The sequence below is a fragment of the Kitasatospora sp. NPDC096077 genome, assembly GCF_040303245.1.
Lineage (GTDB): Bacteria > Actinomycetota > Actinomycetes > Streptomycetales > Streptomycetaceae > Kitasatospora.
Genome location: NZ_JBEOSV010000016.1, coordinates 59,800 through 73,948, shown reverse-complemented (window position 1 = coordinate 73,948; position 14,149 = coordinate 59,800). Strand labels below are relative to the sequence as shown.

12 protein-coding genes are annotated in these 14,149 nt (G+C 72.9%); 1 reads left to right on the top strand and 11 read right to left on the bottom strand.

Features of this window, described 5'->3' with window-relative positions:
- Positions 1–104: 104 nt before the first annotated feature.
- The 11 genes from ABTZ03_RS16655 to nrdR form a co-directional block, all read right to left on the bottom strand.
- Positions 105–1,319, bottom strand: coding sequence for a cytochrome P450 family protein (locus ABTZ03_RS16655; RefSeq protein WP_350513681.1), 1,215 nt, complete (start codon positions 1,317–1,319; stop codon positions 105–107).
- Between the two features lie 219 nt (positions 1,320–1,538).
- Entirely contained in the window at positions 1,539–2,777 is a 1,239-nt protein-coding gene (locus tag ABTZ03_RS16650) for a cytochrome P450 (protein ID WP_350513680.1), read from the bottom strand.
- The gene (locus tag ABTZ03_RS16645; protein WP_350513679.1) at positions 2,774–3,511 is read right to left on the bottom strand and encodes a GTP-binding protein; all 738 of its coding nucleotides are present in this window, start codon (positions 3,509–3,511) and stop codon (positions 2,774–2,776) included. Before ABTZ03_RS16645 ends, ABTZ03_RS16650 begins: the two co-directional genes overlap by 4 nt.
- The gene (locus ABTZ03_RS16640) at positions 3,492–3,860 is read right to left on the bottom strand and encodes a DUF742 domain-containing protein (RefSeq protein ID WP_350513678.1); all 369 of its coding nucleotides are present in this window, start codon (positions 3,858–3,860) and stop codon (positions 3,492–3,494) included. The genes ABTZ03_RS16645 and ABTZ03_RS16640 overlap by 20 nt, the downstream gene beginning before the upstream one ends.
- On the bottom strand, positions 3,857–4,339 hold the full coding sequence (locus ABTZ03_RS16635) for a roadblock/LC7 domain-containing protein (RefSeq protein WP_350513677.1): 483 nt from the start codon (positions 4,337–4,339) through the stop codon (positions 3,857–3,859). Before ABTZ03_RS16635 ends, ABTZ03_RS16640 begins: the two co-directional genes overlap by 4 nt.
- Positions 4,339–6,150 carry an ATP-binding protein gene (locus ABTZ03_RS16630; protein WP_350513676.1) on the bottom strand — a complete coding sequence of 604 codons (1,812 nt, stop codon included), beginning with the start codon at positions 6,148–6,150 and terminating at the stop codon, positions 4,339–4,341. The genes ABTZ03_RS16635 and ABTZ03_RS16630 overlap by 1 nt, the downstream gene beginning before the upstream one ends.
- Positions 6,151–6,444: 294 nt before the next feature.
- A complete protein-coding gene (locus ABTZ03_RS44250; RefSeq protein ID WP_400926063.1) occupies positions 6,445–7,008 on the bottom strand; it encodes a Clp protease N-terminal domain-containing protein in 564 nt (187 codons plus the stop codon).
- A gap of 3 nt (positions 7,009–7,011) precedes the next feature.
- Entirely contained in the window at positions 7,012–7,248 is a 237-nt protein-coding gene (locus ABTZ03_RS16615) for an RNA polymerase subunit sigma-70 (RefSeq protein WP_350513675.1), read from the bottom strand.
- Between the two features lie 133 nt (positions 7,249–7,381).
- Complete coding sequence (locus ABTZ03_RS16610; protein ID WP_350513736.1) at positions 7,382–8,143, bottom strand: SDR family oxidoreductase; 762 nt, start codon at positions 8,141–8,143, stop codon at positions 7,382–7,384.
- A 1,031-nt stretch (positions 8,144–9,174) separates the two neighbouring features.
- Positions 9,175–12,057: a vitamin B12-dependent ribonucleotide reductase gene (locus ABTZ03_RS16605; RefSeq protein WP_350513674.1), complete on the bottom strand. Its 2,883-nt coding sequence runs from the start codon at positions 12,055–12,057 to the stop codon at positions 9,175–9,177.
- A 245-nt stretch (positions 12,058–12,302) separates the two neighbouring features.
- Positions 12,303–12,800 (bottom strand): transcriptional regulator NrdR, encoded by a 498-nt coding sequence (gene nrdR, locus ABTZ03_RS16600; RefSeq protein WP_350513673.1) that lies wholly within the window; start codon positions 12,798–12,800, stop codon positions 12,303–12,305.
- A gap of 528 nt (positions 12,801–13,328) precedes the next feature.
- On the opposite strand from nrdR, the gene lexA reads away from it, so the two are divergent.
- Positions 13,329–14,024 carry a transcriptional repressor LexA gene (lexA, locus tag ABTZ03_RS16595; protein ID WP_350513735.1) on the top strand — a complete coding sequence of 232 codons (696 nt, stop codon included), beginning with the start codon at positions 13,329–13,331 and terminating at the stop codon, positions 14,022–14,024.
- The last annotated feature ends 125 nt before the right edge of the window (positions 14,025–14,149 follow it).

Below are 14,149 nucleotides of genomic sequence, written 5' to 3'. Positions count from 1 at the left end.
GCCGCGACGACCGGCCTGAAACGCCACAGCCACCCACCGGGAACGCCACGGCCCCGCCCGGGAACCGGACGGGGCCGCACCCCGACGCACGGTCGGGGAGGGGGTCACCAGAGCCGGACGGGCAGCTCCAGCAGGCTGTTCACCACCAGCGAGGGGCTCGGCCGCAGCTCCCCGTCCGGCACCGCCGGCGACAGGCCGGGGAAGCGCTCGAACAGGGCCGGCAGCGCGACCGCCGCCTCCAGCCGGGCCAGCGGCGAGCCCGGGCAGACGTGCGGACCGTGACCGAAGGACAGGTGGCGGCTCGGGTCCCGGGTGATGTCGAACAGCTCCGCCGTCACCCCGTGCTGCAGCGGGTCCCGGCCGATCGCGTTGTACGAGACCAGCACCGGCTCACCCGCCGGGATCACCACCTCGTCGACCGCGATGTCCTCGGCGGCGAAGCGGAACAGGAAGTTGCTGGTCGGCGGCGTCCAGCGGAGCGACTCCTCGACCACCGCGTCCCAGGACACCTCGCCCGCCCGCACCAGCGCCAGCTGGTCCGGGTGCGCCAGCAGCGCCCGGACCGCGTTGCAGATCAGGTTGACCGTGGTCTCGTGGCCGGCCGCGATGATCACCCGCAGGGTGGCCGCCGCCTCCGCGTCGGTGAGCGCCCCGCCCTCGGTGTCCGCCGCCAGCAGCACGCTCGCCAGGTCCTCGCCCGGCACCGAACGGCGCTGTGCCACCAGGCCGTTGACGAAGGCGTTCAGCCCGGCGACGGTCGCCTGGATGCCCGCCGGGTCCGGCTTGACGCCGAAGAACCGCTCGTACAGGTCACGCAGCAGGGCGTGGTCGGACTCCGGGACGCCCAGCAGCGAGCAGATCACCGTCATCGGCAGCGGGAAGGCGAAGGCCGACTTCAGGTCGACCTCCGGCTCCCCCGCCGCCAGGGCGTCCAGCAGCGCACCGGTGATCTCCGCCACGCGCGGGCGCATCAGCTCGACCCGGCGCGGGGTGAAGGCCTGGGCGACCAGCGCGCGCAGTCGGCGGTGTTCGGCGCCGTCGGTGGTCACCATGCTCGGACCGGGCACCGCCAGGCCGATCAGCGGCCAGGTCTTCGGCACCTCGCCGCGCTGGTAGGCCGCCCAGTGCCGGGCGTCCTTCACCAGCCGGGCGTCGGTGAGCAGGTCGCGCGCGGCCGCGTGCCGGGTGACCGCCCAGGCGGCGACCCCGCCGGGCAGCACGACCGGCACCGCCGGGCCGGCAGCCCGCAGCAGGGCGCCCTCGGCGGCGTTGTCACGGGCCAGCGGGTCGAGGGCTATCGGAGCCGGGGCAGCGGTCATCGGCGTCAACTCTCTTGCTAATTACGGAACTTCGAACGATTGTGCACGTCCTGTGGATCTTGGCTGGCCCGGCCTGGATCCGCAAGACGTCCACTGCGAACAATGCGCCGACTCTCGACGCGGAGCGCTCGTGGAGCCCCCGTAGAACGCTCGTGGAACGCTCGTGGAACACCTCGAACCCCCGCAGCCAGGCAGCCGACGGGAGTCCGAGGACGGGCCCTAGTAGCCCGGGGTGAACGCGACCGGCAGCGCGACAAGCCCGCGCACCCAGGCCGAGGGCCGCCACACCAGCGCGTGCTCGGCCACCGCCAACCGCAGGTCCGGCAGCCGGTCCAACAGCACCTCGATCGCCGTGGTGGCGATCACCTCCGCCGTCTCCTGCGCCGGGAACGGACAGCCGTGCTCACCGTACGAGTAGCTCATGTGCGCCCGGTTCCCCTCCGCCGGACGGCCGTCGGCCTCCCGCACCGCCGGGTCCGCGTTGGCCCCGGCGAAGCCGAGCAGCAGCATGTCCCCCTCGGCGATCCGCTGACCGCCGAGCTGGGTGTCCCGCACCGCCCAACGGCCGGCGAAGATCTGGGTCGGGGTGTCCTCCCAGAGCGCCTCGTTGAGCGCCTGGCTGATGCTGCGCCGCCCACCGGCCAGCGAGGCGGCGAACCGCTCGTCGGTCAGCATCAGCCGCAGCGCATTGGAGATCCAGTACGAACTGGGCTGGTGACCGGCGATCAGCAGCACCCGCAGGTCGCGCATCACCTCGTCCCGGGTCAGCTCCGCCGGGTGCGCCAGCATCCGCGAGGCCACGTCGGCCCCCGGGTGCTCGGTCTTCTCCTCGACCAGCGCGAGCATCAGCTCCAGCAGCCGCTGGGCGCCGGCCGGGGCGTCCGCGCCGCCGTCCAGCATCGCCAGCAGCGCCGTGATCAGCTGCGGCGCCTGCTCCTCGTCCAGGCCCAGCACCCGACACAGCACCAGCAGCGGCATCCGGTGCGCGTACTCGGCGACCAGGTCCGCCTCACCGCGCCCGGCGAACTCGTCGATCAGCCCGTCGGCGATCTCCTCGGCGTGCTTGCGCAGCTCGTACGGGTCGATCCCGGCCAGCGCGTCGGTGACCGCCCGGGACCGACGGACGTGCGCCTCGCCCTCGGCGTAGAGGATCGACGGCACCGGGGCCATCATCGGCTTCAGCGGCCAGTCGGCGGGCAGGGTCTCCCAGGCGTGCCAACGGCCGGAGTCCCGGCCGAACAGCTGCGGCTGGCCGGTGACCTGCTGCAGCTCCCGGTAGCCGATGACCAGCCAGGCCGGCACGCCGCCGGCCAGCTCGACCGGGGCGACCGGGCCGTGCGCGGCGCGCAGCTCGCGGTAGAGCTGGGCCGGGTCGGTCTGGAAGCGCGGCCCGTACAGCGGCGTGGCGCCGGCGTGCGCCGGGCAGCCCGGGGGCGGGGTGACGGCGGGCTCGGTCACGGGGTGCTCTCCTCGTAGATCGCGTCGGGGGCGCCGGCGGGGGCGGTGGGCACGGCCTCGACGGGGGCGGCGGGGACGACGGGGACAGCGGGGCCGGCCGGCGGATCGATCCCGGCCAGCGCCTCGGGCCCGGCCCCGGCGAGGGCGGCCAGGTGGTGGACCAGTGCGATCAGCACCCGCTTGCCGGACTCCCGGTCACGGGCGTCGCAGTCCACCATCGGTACCTCCGGCGGCAGGTCCAGGGCCTCCCGGACCTGCTCCAGGGTGTGGCCGGGCTCGCCGAAGTTGTTCCGGGCGACGATGAACGGCGTGCCGTGGTGCTCCAGCCGGTCGATCGCGTACCAGGACTCCTCCAGCCGCCGGGTGTCCACCAGGACGACCGCTCCCAGGGCGCCGCTGAACAGCCGGTCCCAGAGGAACCAGAAGCGCTCCTGCCCGGGCGCGCCGAACAGGTAGAGCACCTGCCGCTCGGACAGCGTGATCCGGCCGAAGTCGAAAGCGACCGTGGTGGAGCGCTTGCCCCAGCTGCCGGCCGGGTCGATGCCCTCCCCCGCCCGGGTCATCACCTCCTCGGTGTTCAGCGGGCGGATCTCGCTGACCGAGCCGACCAGGGTGGTCTTGCCCACCCCGAAGCCGCCGACCACGACGATCTTCAGCGCGTTGTCGGCGGTCGCCCGTAGCGGGGTGCGCGCCGCGGGTCGGGCGTCCCGGAGGTCAGAGCCGTTGGAGGCCATGCAGCACCTGCTTCAGCGTGTCGAGGTCGGGCAGCCGGGCCTTGTTCGGCGCGAACCTGGGGTGGCGGGCGGTGACCGCGCCGGACTCCAGCAGGTCGCCGAGCAGGATCTTCACCACCGAGACCGGCAGCGAGAGCTCCGCCGCCACCTCCACGACGGCGGTCGGGGCCTCGCACATCCGCAGGATCCGGGCGTGCTCCGACTGCATCCCCGGCGCCGGCTGCCGCTCCGCGACGATCAGGGTGACCAGGTCGAAGGCGTTCTCCGGGGAACGGCTGCGGCCCCCGGTGATGGTGTAGAGGCGGTCCGGGTCGTCGTCGCGGCCCGGCAGCACCGGCCCGGCGGTCATATCCCGGCGCTCCCTCGCCCGGTGCCCCCGACGGCGTCCGCTTCCGCCTCCGCTTCCGTTTCCGCACCGGGCTCGGCTGCCGCGGCCCGGGCGGGCGCGCTGAGGTGGATGCCGATCTGCTCGATCAGGCCGTGCATGTTGTGGCCGACCACGCCCACGTCCGCGTCGTCGTCGGTGACCACCGCGAGGTGCGCGCCCTCACCGGCCGCCACGATGCACAGGATGCCGCCGTGGAACTCGGTCATCGACTGCCGCACGCCGCCGGTGCCGTCCCCGAACTCGATCGAGGCGCCGTGCGCCAGGCTCTGCAGCCCGGAGGCGATCGCGGACAGCTGGTCGGCCTGGTCGGCGCTCAGCCCGGCGGTGTGGCAGAGCTTGAGGCCGTCGGCGGACAGCACCAGGGCGTGCCGGGTGCCGGGGGTTGCCGCCAGCAGGTTTTCCAACAGCCAGTCGAGGTCGCGTTCGGTGGCGCTGCTCATCAGGAGTCCTTCTCGGTGACGGGGGAAGCGTCGGGCGTGGTGTCGGGGGCCGTGGCCGGGGTCGGCGTCGCCCCGGGCGCGGGCAGGGCCGGCTGGGCGGCCGTGCGGAAGGCGCCGAACCGGGCGGCGGCGCGCGCCGCGTCGGTCCGTACGGGCTTCGCGGCCGGGGCCGCCACGGTGGTGGTGGTCAGCGTCTGCCCGCGGCGGCGCTGCGGCAGGCCGCTGTCGGTCATCCGGGCGGGCACCGGCGGGGTCTGGGCGGGGACGGTGGGGGCACCGGTCACACCGGGCGTGCGGGGAGCGCCGGGGGTACCCGGTACGGCGGTCGCACTCGGCGCGGGCGGCGGGAAGGCGGGCGGCAGGGAGGCGCTCGGCAGAGAGGCGCTCGGCAGGGAGGCGGGCGCCGGGCGGGCGGGGGTGAGCGCCGGGCGCACGGACTCCACGACGGGCGCGGAAGCCCGGACGGAAGCGGGCTCGGGAGCCGCGGCGGGCGCCACGGCCGCGTGGGTGACCAGCTGCTGCGGGATCAGCATCACCACCCCGGTGCCACCGCGCGCCGACGGCCGGAAGGAGATCTGCAGCCCGTGCTTGCGCGCCAGCACGCCGACCACCGCGAGGCCGAGCCGGGTACCGGCGGACAGCGTGGCGAGGTCCAACGGCTCGGCGGAGACGGCCCGTTCGGCCCGACGCAGCCAACTGTCGCTCAGGCCCAGCCCGCTGTCCTCGACGGTGACCGCCAGACCGGCCGGCACCTCCTCGACGTAGACGTGCACCTCGGCCGGCGGGGCGGAGAAGTTGGTGGCGTTGTCCAGCAGTTCGGCCAGCGCGTGCATCACGCCCTCGGCCGCGAAGCCGGCCACCGCGGCGGTGCTGGCGTTGTGCAGCCGGACGCGCTGGTAGGCGCCGATCCGGCCGAGCGCGCCGCGCAGCACCGACTCGACCGCGATCGGCTTGGCCCAGCGGCGGCCGGAGCGGGCACCGGTGAGCACCGCGATGCCGTCGGCCATCCGGCCCGCCTGGGCGGTCGAGTGGTCCAGGCGCAGCAGGTCGCCGAGGACCTCCTCGTCGTGCCGGTGCTGCATCTCGCGCAGTTCGGCGTGCATGCTCGTGGCCAGCGCCTGGACCCGGCCGGCGGCGGTCGCGCAGACCGCCAGCGCGGCGGCCCGCAGCCGCTCGCCGCGGCCGATCTCCTCGCCGACCGCGCGCAGCAGCGCGTACTGGGGGTGCTTGCGGTGAGCGGCCAGCGCGCTGTCCACGGCCGCGCCCCCGCGCAACTTCTTCACCACCTCGGGCAGGACGCCCTCGGGGATCCGGTCCAGCTCGGCCCGCTCGGCGGCGGACCGCTCCCGCTCCGCCTCGGCCCCGACCCGCTCGGTGTCGAGCTCGGCGCGCAGCCGGGCCAGCTCGGCGTGCGCGGCGGTGAGGTCGGTCTCGACCCGGACCTGCTCGGCGCGGGCGGCGTCCCGTTCGGCGAACGCGGCGACGGCCCGGTCCAGGGCGGCCGTCTCGGCCTGCCGGGCGCTGCCGGCGATGACCAGCGCGGCCCGGGTCTCCTCGTGCTGGGCGGCCAGGTCCTCGGTCAGCCGGCGGGAGCGTTCGGCGCCGCTCGCGGCCAGGCCGACCACGATCAGCCAGAGCACGGCGACCGCCGCCACCGCGACGGCGGTGAGCGGCTGGTGGGCGCCCAGGGCCCGGCCGATGCCGACCGGCGCGGCGACCAGCGCCAGCAGGACGGCGGCCGTGGTCAGGGCGGCGGTGCGTGGCGCGGGTCGACGGCGCGGCCGACCGTCGGGGCTGGTGGCTTCTCTCATCGGGGCGGTCCTCGGCAACGTCGGCGGGCGGCAGCGCGGGCGGCGGGTCGGCGACGGTTGCGGCCGCCGACAGCTGGTCGGGCGCATACCAGACCGCCCGGTGGCGTCGCGAAACGCCTCCGGGCGGCTGATCGGTTCACGCTTTCGGCCGATCATATCGATTCAGACATTGGCCTCAACCCGCTAGTTGACGGTCAATCTCCTTCATTCACGCCGAGTACACCGCACGGCGGCCCATTCCACTTGGGCCTGCCGGCCGGCCTGCCCCGTCCCACGCCCGCCCGACCTCGCGGTTCAGGCCAGTTCGGCCTCCACCGCCCGCCGTACGGCCGACGGGTCCAGCCCGTGGTCGGCGATCACCAGCACCCCGAGCCCCTCCCCCTCACGGAGCAGCCCGAGCAGCAGGTGCCCCACGGCGATCTCCTTCGACTTCAGCCGCAGCGCCTCCCGCAGGGACAGCTCCAGCGTCTTCTTCGCCGGGGGCGAGAACGGGATGTGCCCGCCCACGGAGCCGCCGGAGCGGAACCGACCCCAGCGCTTCCGCTCCTCCTCCGGCGGGTCGTCCAGCGCGCCCTCGCCGAAGGCCGCCTCGACCGCCGCCCGCACCGCGTCGAGGTCGACCCCGATCGTGGCCAGGACCTGCTGGTCCCCCTTCCCCCGCAGGCGGCGCACGGCCTGCCGCGCGGCCTCCTGGTCCAGCCCGGCCTCCGCCAGCACGGCGAGGGCCGGGTCCTCCGGCTGCTCCAGGATCCCCAGCAGGAGGTGCTCGGAGCCGACCCGGTCGTGCCCCAGTTGCCTCGCCTCCTCCTGCGCGATCACCACAGCCCGCCGGGCTCCGCGGGTGAATCGTTCGAACATCGCTCAGCCTCCGTCCTCGCCCTTGCCGGGCCCCCGTCGTGCGTGCTTCTTGTGCACCGCCTGCCTGGTCACCCCGAGACAGACCGCGATGTCCTGCCAGGACCAGCCCTGCGACCGGGCATTGCCCACCTGCAGGGCCTCCAGACGGTCCGCCAGGTCCCGCAGGGCGCGGACCGCCCGGAGCCCCACGGCGGGGTCACGACTGCTCGCGGCGGCCGCGAGCTCTCCGCTCTCGCTCATGGTGTCAACCATGGTTGACACCTACAGGATTGTCAACCACGGTTGACAATCCCGCGGCGGGAAACACCCAGCGGGAACGAACGGCAGGAACGAGCGGCGGGAAACGCGCGCGACGACTGAACGGCCGGGCCGCTCACCCGAACCGTCGTGCCAAGGCCTGCTCGAAGCTCCCCTCCTCCACCGCCCGCTCCGGCGCCGTGAGCCCACCCGCCCGCAACGCCCGCCCCAACGCTCCCGGCAGCGGCAGCGGCACCAGCACCCGCCGCCGGCCCGCCGCCCGCAGGTACGCCTCGGCCAGTTCCCGGTACGACCGCACCCGCGGCCCGGCCACCTCCGGCGCGAACCCGGCCGGTTCCCGCCCCACCAGCCCGGCGACCCGCACCGCCACCTCCCGCACCTCCACCGGCTGGATCCGGGCCCCGCTCACCACCGGGAACACCGGCAGCCGCGCGCTCAGGTCGAAGGCCTTCAGCACCAGGTCGTGGAACTGCGTCGCCCGCAGCACCGTCCACCCCAGCCCGGACTCCCGCACCACCCGCTCGCAGCCGAGCTTCGCCCGGTAGTACGCGAGCGGCACCCGGTCGATCCCCACGATCGACACGTACACCAGGTGCCCCACCCCGGCCCGCCGGGCCTCCGCCACCAGCCGCCCGACCGCCGCCACGTCCTGCTTCCCCTGCGTGGTCGCGCAGTCCACCACCGTCCCCACCCCGGCGAGCGCCTCCGCCAGCCCCGCCCCGGTCACCAGGTCGCCCACCACCCACTCGACCCCGTCCCCCGCCGCCCGCGCCCGCCGGCTCAACCCCCGCACCGCCACCCCGCGCGCCACCAGCAGCCGCACCACCTCCCGTCCCAACGTCCCCGTCGCCCCGGTCACCAGCACCGTCCCGACCATCACCGCACCACTCCTCCCGGAAGACCCCGTCCCCCTACGGACCGGACAGCACCCGCGTTCGTGACATCGGAGCCCGAGGGAGCGTCCCGAACCGTCCGAGCCCGCCGGTCCGCTGTTCGGATGCGGTGGCAGTTCGCACATACGACCTCACACTTGGCGATCTCCGCCGCGACCTCGGCCCACGGCTTCCGCTCAGCAATCAACTGGGCGACATTGGCCGATTTGGTGCCGCGCACGTGGTCCCAGTCGAGCCCCCGCGCCCACTCGTTCCAACCGCAATCGGCACACCCGCGCGCAAGCTTCAGCCGATCGTTCCGGGACTGGAACTCCACCACCCGCGCCCAGGACGGTGGCAGCCGACCAGCCGCTCGCGGGCTCTGCCGCATAGTCCGCGCCCGATGACAACGGGCGCACCGGACCTCACACTTGGCGAGCTCGGCCAGCAATCGGTCCTTGGCGACGCACAACTGCACGAGCCTGGACACCGTCCCGGCCTTCTGGGCCGGGACCAGGTGGTCCGGGTCAAGTGCACGCACGTCCGCGTAGCCGCAATCCACGCACCCGCCGGCCTTCCACTCCGTCACCACGGACTGCAGCCGTGCCCTCGACCGGCTGAGGTCGTGCCCCGACCCGAGCCGCTTCCGGCGGTCCCGCTGCCGTTCCAGCGCGACCGCCCGAACTTCCGGCTGCTTCCACTTCTCCCGCCGGGCACGGTTCGCGGCCTCCCGGGCCCCGGGGCTCGCCGCCCGCTCCCGGACGGCCCGCCTGCACTCACCCTGCAAGCCACTCCGCTTGCTCGCATTCCTCGGGAACTCGGCTGCCGCCTGGAAGTCCTGACAGGCCGGGCACCAGATCGGGGTGTCCGGGGTGATCTCCGCCGCCGAGGGGCGACGCGGCGCACGCTTCATGTTTCCGGTCGTCATACCCGCAGCCAAACAACCCCGACTGACAAAAAGGCGGGGCGAGGACCGTGAAGTCCTCGCCCCGCCTCAGCTTTTCACCTCATCGGGTGAAACCGGCGTGCAACCTGATCAGCTGCAGCCGCTGGTGGAGCCGCAGCCCTCGCAGAGGTAGCAGCTGCCGGCGCGGCGCATCTTGGTGCCGCAGGAGAAGCAGAGCGGCGCGTCGGCGTTGAGGCCGAGCTGGATCTCCATCAGCTCCGTGGAGTTGTGGGCCTGCTTCGGGGCCGCCTTGGGGGCCTCGACGGCCGCCGGGGCGGGCGCCGGCTTCGCGGCGGCGACCGGGGCGGACTGGGCGAGCGACTCGGTGTCGAGCTCCTCGGCCTCCAGCGGCTCGTAGGAGCCGGTCTCCAGGTGCCGGGTGCGCTCCTCGACGGAGTGGATGCCGAGCGCCGAGCGGGTCTCGAACGGCAGGAAGTCCAGCGCCAGGCGGCGGAAGATGTAGTCGACGATCGACTGGGCCATCCGCACGTCCGGGTCGTCGGTCAGACCGGCCGGCTCGAAGCGCATGTTGGTGAACTTGGAGACGTAGGTCTCCAGCGGCACGCCGTACTGCAGGCCGACCGAGACGGCGATGGAGAAGGCGTCCATCATGCCCGCGAGGGTCGAGCCCTGCTTGGACATCTTCAGGAAGACCTCGCCGAGGCCGTCGTCCGGGTAGGAGTTGGCGGTCATGTAGCCCTCGGCGCCGCCGACCGTGAAGGACGTGGTGATGCCGGGACGGCCCTTGGGCAGGCGCTTGCGGACCGGGCGGTACTCGACGACCTTCTCGACCACGGCGGCCGGGGCCTCCTCGGCCTTGGCCTCGGAGTCCTTCTTCTTCGCCGAGAGCGGCTGGCCGACCTTCGAGTTTTCGCGGTAGATGGCGAGCGCCTTGACGCCCATCTTCCACGCCTCGAAGTAGATCTCCTCGACGTCCTCGACGGTCGCCGCGACGGGCATGTTCACGGTCTTGGAGATGGCACCGGAGATCCACGGCTGGATCGCCGCCATCATCCGCACGTGGCCCATCGGGGAGATGGAGCGCTCGCCCATCGCGCAGTCGAACACCTCGTAGTGCTCGGCCTTCAGGCCGGGCGCGTCCACCACGTTGCCCTGCTCGGCGATGTGGGCGACGATCGCCTCGATCTGCTCGTCCTGGTAGCCGAGGCGCTTGAGGGCGCGCGGGACGGTGCCGTTGACGATCTGCATCGAGCCGCCGCCGACCAGCTTCTTGAACTTGACCAGGGCGAGGTCGGGCTCGACGCCGGTGGTGTCGCAGTCCATCATCAGGCCGATGGTGCCGGTCGGGGCGAGCACCGAGGCCTGGGCGTTGCGGAAGCCGTTCTGGGCGCCGACGCGCAGCACGTCCTGCCAGGACTTGTTGGCCGCGAGCCAGACCGGGGCGTCCAGGTCGTCGAAGGTGACGGCGTCCAGCGAGGCGTCGGCGTGCTGCTTCATGACCTGCCGGTGGGCGGCCGCGTTGCGGGCGTAGCCGTCGTACGGGCCGACCACGCCGGCGAGTTCGGCGCCGCGGCGGTAGGCGGTGCCGGTCATCAGCGAGGTGATGGCGCCGGCCAGGGCGCGGCCGCCCTCGCTGTCGTAGGCGTGGCCGGTGGCCATCAGCAGGGCGCCGAGGTTGGCGTAGCCGATGCCGAGCTGGCGGTAGGCGCGGGTGGTCTCGCCGATCTTCTCGGTGGGGAAGTCGGCGAAGCAGATGGAGATGTCCATCGCGGTGATGACCAGCTCGACGACCTTGGCGAAGCGCTCCGCGTCGAAGGAGTCGTCGTCGCGGAGGAACTTCATCAGGTTCAGCGAGGCGAGGTTGCAGCTGGAGTTGTCCAGGTGCATGTACTCCGAGCACGGGTTGGACGCGTTGATGCGGCCGGACTCGGGGCAGGTGTGCCAGTGGTTGATGGTCGAGTCGTACTGGATGCCGGGGTCGGCGCAGGCCCAGGCGGCCTCGGCCATCTTGCGGAACAGCTTCTTGGCGTCGACGGTCTCGATGACCTCGCCGGTCATCCGGGCGCGCAGGCCGAATTCGGTGCCGTTCTCGACGGCGGTCATGAATTCGTCGTTGACGCGGACCGAGTTGTTGGCGTTCTGGTACTGGACGGACGTGATGTCGTCGCCGCCGAGGTCCATGTCGAAGCCCGCGTCGCGCAGGGCGCGGATCTTCTCCTCCTCCTTCACCTTGGTCTCGATGAAGGCCTCGACGTCGGGGTGGTCGACGTCGAGCACGACCATCTTGGCCGCGCGGCGGGTGGCGCCGCCGGACTTGATGGTGCCGGCCGAGGCGTCGGCGCCGCGCATGAAGGAGACCGGGCCGGAGGCGTTGCCGCCGGAGGACAGCAGTTCCTTGGAGGAGCGGATGCGGGAGAGGTTGAGGCCGGCGCCGGAGCCGCCCTTGAAGATCATGCCCTCTTCCTTGTACCAGTCGAGGATCGACTCCATGGAGTCGTCGACGGACAGGATGAAGCAGGCGCTGACCTGCTGGGGCTGCTTGGTGCCGACGTTGAACCAGACCGGCGAGTTGAAGCTGAACACCTGGTGGAGGAGGGCGTGGGTCAGCTCGTGCTCGAAGATCTCGGCGTCGTCCTGGCCGGCGAAGTAGCCGTGCTTCTCGCCGGCCGCGCGGTAGGTGAGCACCACGCGGTCGATGATCTGCTTGAGGCTCCACTCGCGCTGCGGGGTGCCGACGGCGCCGCGGAAGTACTTGGACGTGACGATGTTGACGGCGTTGACCGACCAGAAGTCGGGGAACTCGACGCCGCGCTGCTCGAAGTTGATCGAGCCGTCGCGCCAGTTGGTCATGACGACGTCGCGCCGTTCCCAGCGGACCGCGTCGTACGGGTGCACGCCAGGGGTGGTGTGGATGCGCTCCATCCGGAGGCCGCCCTTCGGCGCCTTGGCGCCCTTGGCCGCGGCCTTCTCGGACTTCGACCCGCGTGCGGAACCGCTCGTGGTGTCTGTCACTTCTCTCCTCCTCCTGGGCAAACGCCCGAAGTGCCCTGAAAAGTCCGGGCACCGCTGGTTCGTTCTTCCGGTGTGCGGGCAGGCGGAGACCCCGCCCGCTTTCGCACGGTTCGTGGTGTTCTGTGCCCGGATTCCGGGCACGCGGGGGCCCACGCGGGGCCGCTGTGGCGCGGAAGGCCCGAGGGGGGCCTCTGCGTGTGGTGGTGTTTCGGTACGGGTGGGCCCTCGGGGCCCGGGCGCGCCTCCTAGGGCGCGGCGGCGGCGACGGGCACGCAGGTGCCGTCCGCCTCGGGGTCGGGTCGCTCGGCGCGGAGTTCCGCGATGGCGGCCTCGAAGTCCTCGAGTCCGTCGTACGCCTGGTACACGCTGGCGAAGCGCAGGTAGGCGACCACGTCGAGCTCCTTGAGCGGGCCGAGTATGGCCAGCCCCACGTCGTGGGTGGTCAGCTCGGCACTGCCGCTGGCGCGCACGCACTCCTCGACCCGCTGGCCGAGCTGGGCGAGGGCGTCCTCGGTGACCGGGCGGCCCTGGCAGGCCTTGCGGACCCCGGTGATGACCTTCTGCCGGGAGAAGGGTTCGGTGACGCCGCTGCGCTTGACGACCATGAGCGCGGCCGTCTCCACCGTGGTGAAACGGCGGCCACAGTCCGGGCACTGACGACGCCGGCGAATGCAGCTGCCGTCCTCGGTGGTCCGGCTGTCGACAACGCGGCTGTCGGAGTGCCGGCAGAACGGGCAGTGCACCTCGGGATCCCTCCCTGGCAGGACGTGCGGACTTGTCGAGTCTATGCGATGCGCCCCCCGCCTCGGCAAGCCGATCACGGGGCGCGACCACTAGTACTGGGCACGACGAGGACTCTAGCCACTACATCTAGGCCTCAGGGGGAGGTGACACCCCTGGCGTGTCGGTGCCGATTAGACTTCCGGGGTCGACATCCGGTCGAACATTTACTCGATGTACAACAAAGCCTTGATCGAGTCAGCCAACTCCCGAATAATTCACTCGAACGTGTGTTTGGCGCAACCTTTCGATAGGAGGTGCGTTGGGCTGGAAAAGGGAGAGGACAGCCGTCGAGAGGGGCCGCCGTGAACACCATCGAAACCAACACCATCCCGGTGCAGGAACACTCCCAGTTCAAGGTGGGGCAGCGCACCACGAATCAGCAGAGCGTGGACATCAGCATGGACCGTAGCGAAGACCACCGCCTCTCCGGCCCGGCCGTCTCCACCGCCGGCCGCGTCCCCGACCAGCCGATCGAGCACTCCCCCACGATGGACGACTCCCACCCCTCCCCGGCCCGCTCGCTGCCCGGCCGCCCCCCCGGCATCCGGACCGACGAGGCCGGCCTCACCGAGCGCCAGCGCCGGGTGATCGAGGTCATCCGGGACTCCGTCCAGCGCCGCGGCTACCCGCCGTCCATGCGCGAGATCGGCCAGGCCGTGGGCCTGTCCAGCACCTCCTCGGTCGCCCACCAGCTGATGGCCCTGGAGCGCAAGGGGTTCCTCCGCCGGGACCCGCACCGCCCGCGCGCCTACGAGGTCCGCGGCGTCGAGGTGGCCCGCCCCAACACCGCCGAGACGGCCGGGCGCCCCTCCACCTCCTACGTGCCGCTGGTCGGCCGGATCGCCGCCGGCGGCCCGATCCTGGCCGAGCAGACGGTCGAGGACGTCTTCCCGCTGCCCCGCCAGCTGGTCGGCGAGGGCGAGCTGTTCGCCCTGACCGTGCGCGGCGACTCGATGATCGAGGCGGCCATCTGCGACGGCGACTGGGTCACCGTGCGCCGCCAGCCGGTCGCCGAGAACGGCGACATCGTGGCCGCGATGATCGACGGCGAGGCCACCGTCAAGCGGCTCAAGCGCGAGGACGGCCGGATCTGGCTGATGCCCCACAACCCGGCGTACGAGCCGATCAACGGCGACAACGCCACCATCCTGGGCAAGGTCGTCGCGGTCCTGCGCCGGCTCTGACCCCGAGGGCCGCCGGAGGCCGTCGCGCGGCCTCCGCAGCGCGTCCAGGCCGCACCCACCGCCGCCCGCACCACCGGAGAGGGGCTCCACCGCGACAGCGGGGAGCCCCTCCGGGCGTTCCCGGG

Coding starts and splice junctions, on each gene's coding strand:
- ABTZ03_RS16655 (WP_350513681.1), bottom strand. CDS start 1,319: ATGACCGCTGCCCCGGCTCCGATAGCCCTCGACCCGCTGGCCCGTGAC.
- ABTZ03_RS16645 (WP_350513679.1), bottom strand. CDS start 3,511: ATGGCCTCCAACGGCTCTGACCTCCGGGACGCCCGACCCGCGGCGCGC.
- ABTZ03_RS16640 (WP_350513678.1), bottom strand. CDS start 3,860: ATGACCGCCGGGCCGGTGCTGCCGGGCCGCGACGACGACCCGGACCGC.
- ABTZ03_RS16635 (WP_350513677.1), bottom strand. CDS start 4,339: ATGAGCAGCGCCACCGAACGCGACCTCGACTGGCTGTTGGAAAACCTG.
- ABTZ03_RS16630 (WP_350513676.1), bottom strand. CDS start 6,150: ATGAGAGAAGCCACCAGCCCCGACGGTCGGCCGCGCCGTCGACCCGCG.
- ABTZ03_RS44250 (WP_400926063.1), bottom strand. CDS start 7,008: ATGTTCGAACGATTCACCCGCGGAGCCCGGCGGGCTGTGGTGATCGCG.
- ABTZ03_RS16615 (WP_350513675.1), bottom strand. CDS start 7,248: ATGAGCGAGAGCGGAGAGCTCGCGGCCGCCGCGAGCAGTCGTGACCCC.
- ABTZ03_RS16610 (WP_350513736.1), bottom strand. CDS start 8,143: ATGGTCGGGACGGTGCTGGTGACCGGGGCGACGGGGACGTTGGGACGG.
- lexA (WP_350513735.1), top strand. CDS start 13,329: ATGGACGACTCCCACCCCTCCCCGGCCCGCTCGCTGCCCGGCCGCCCC.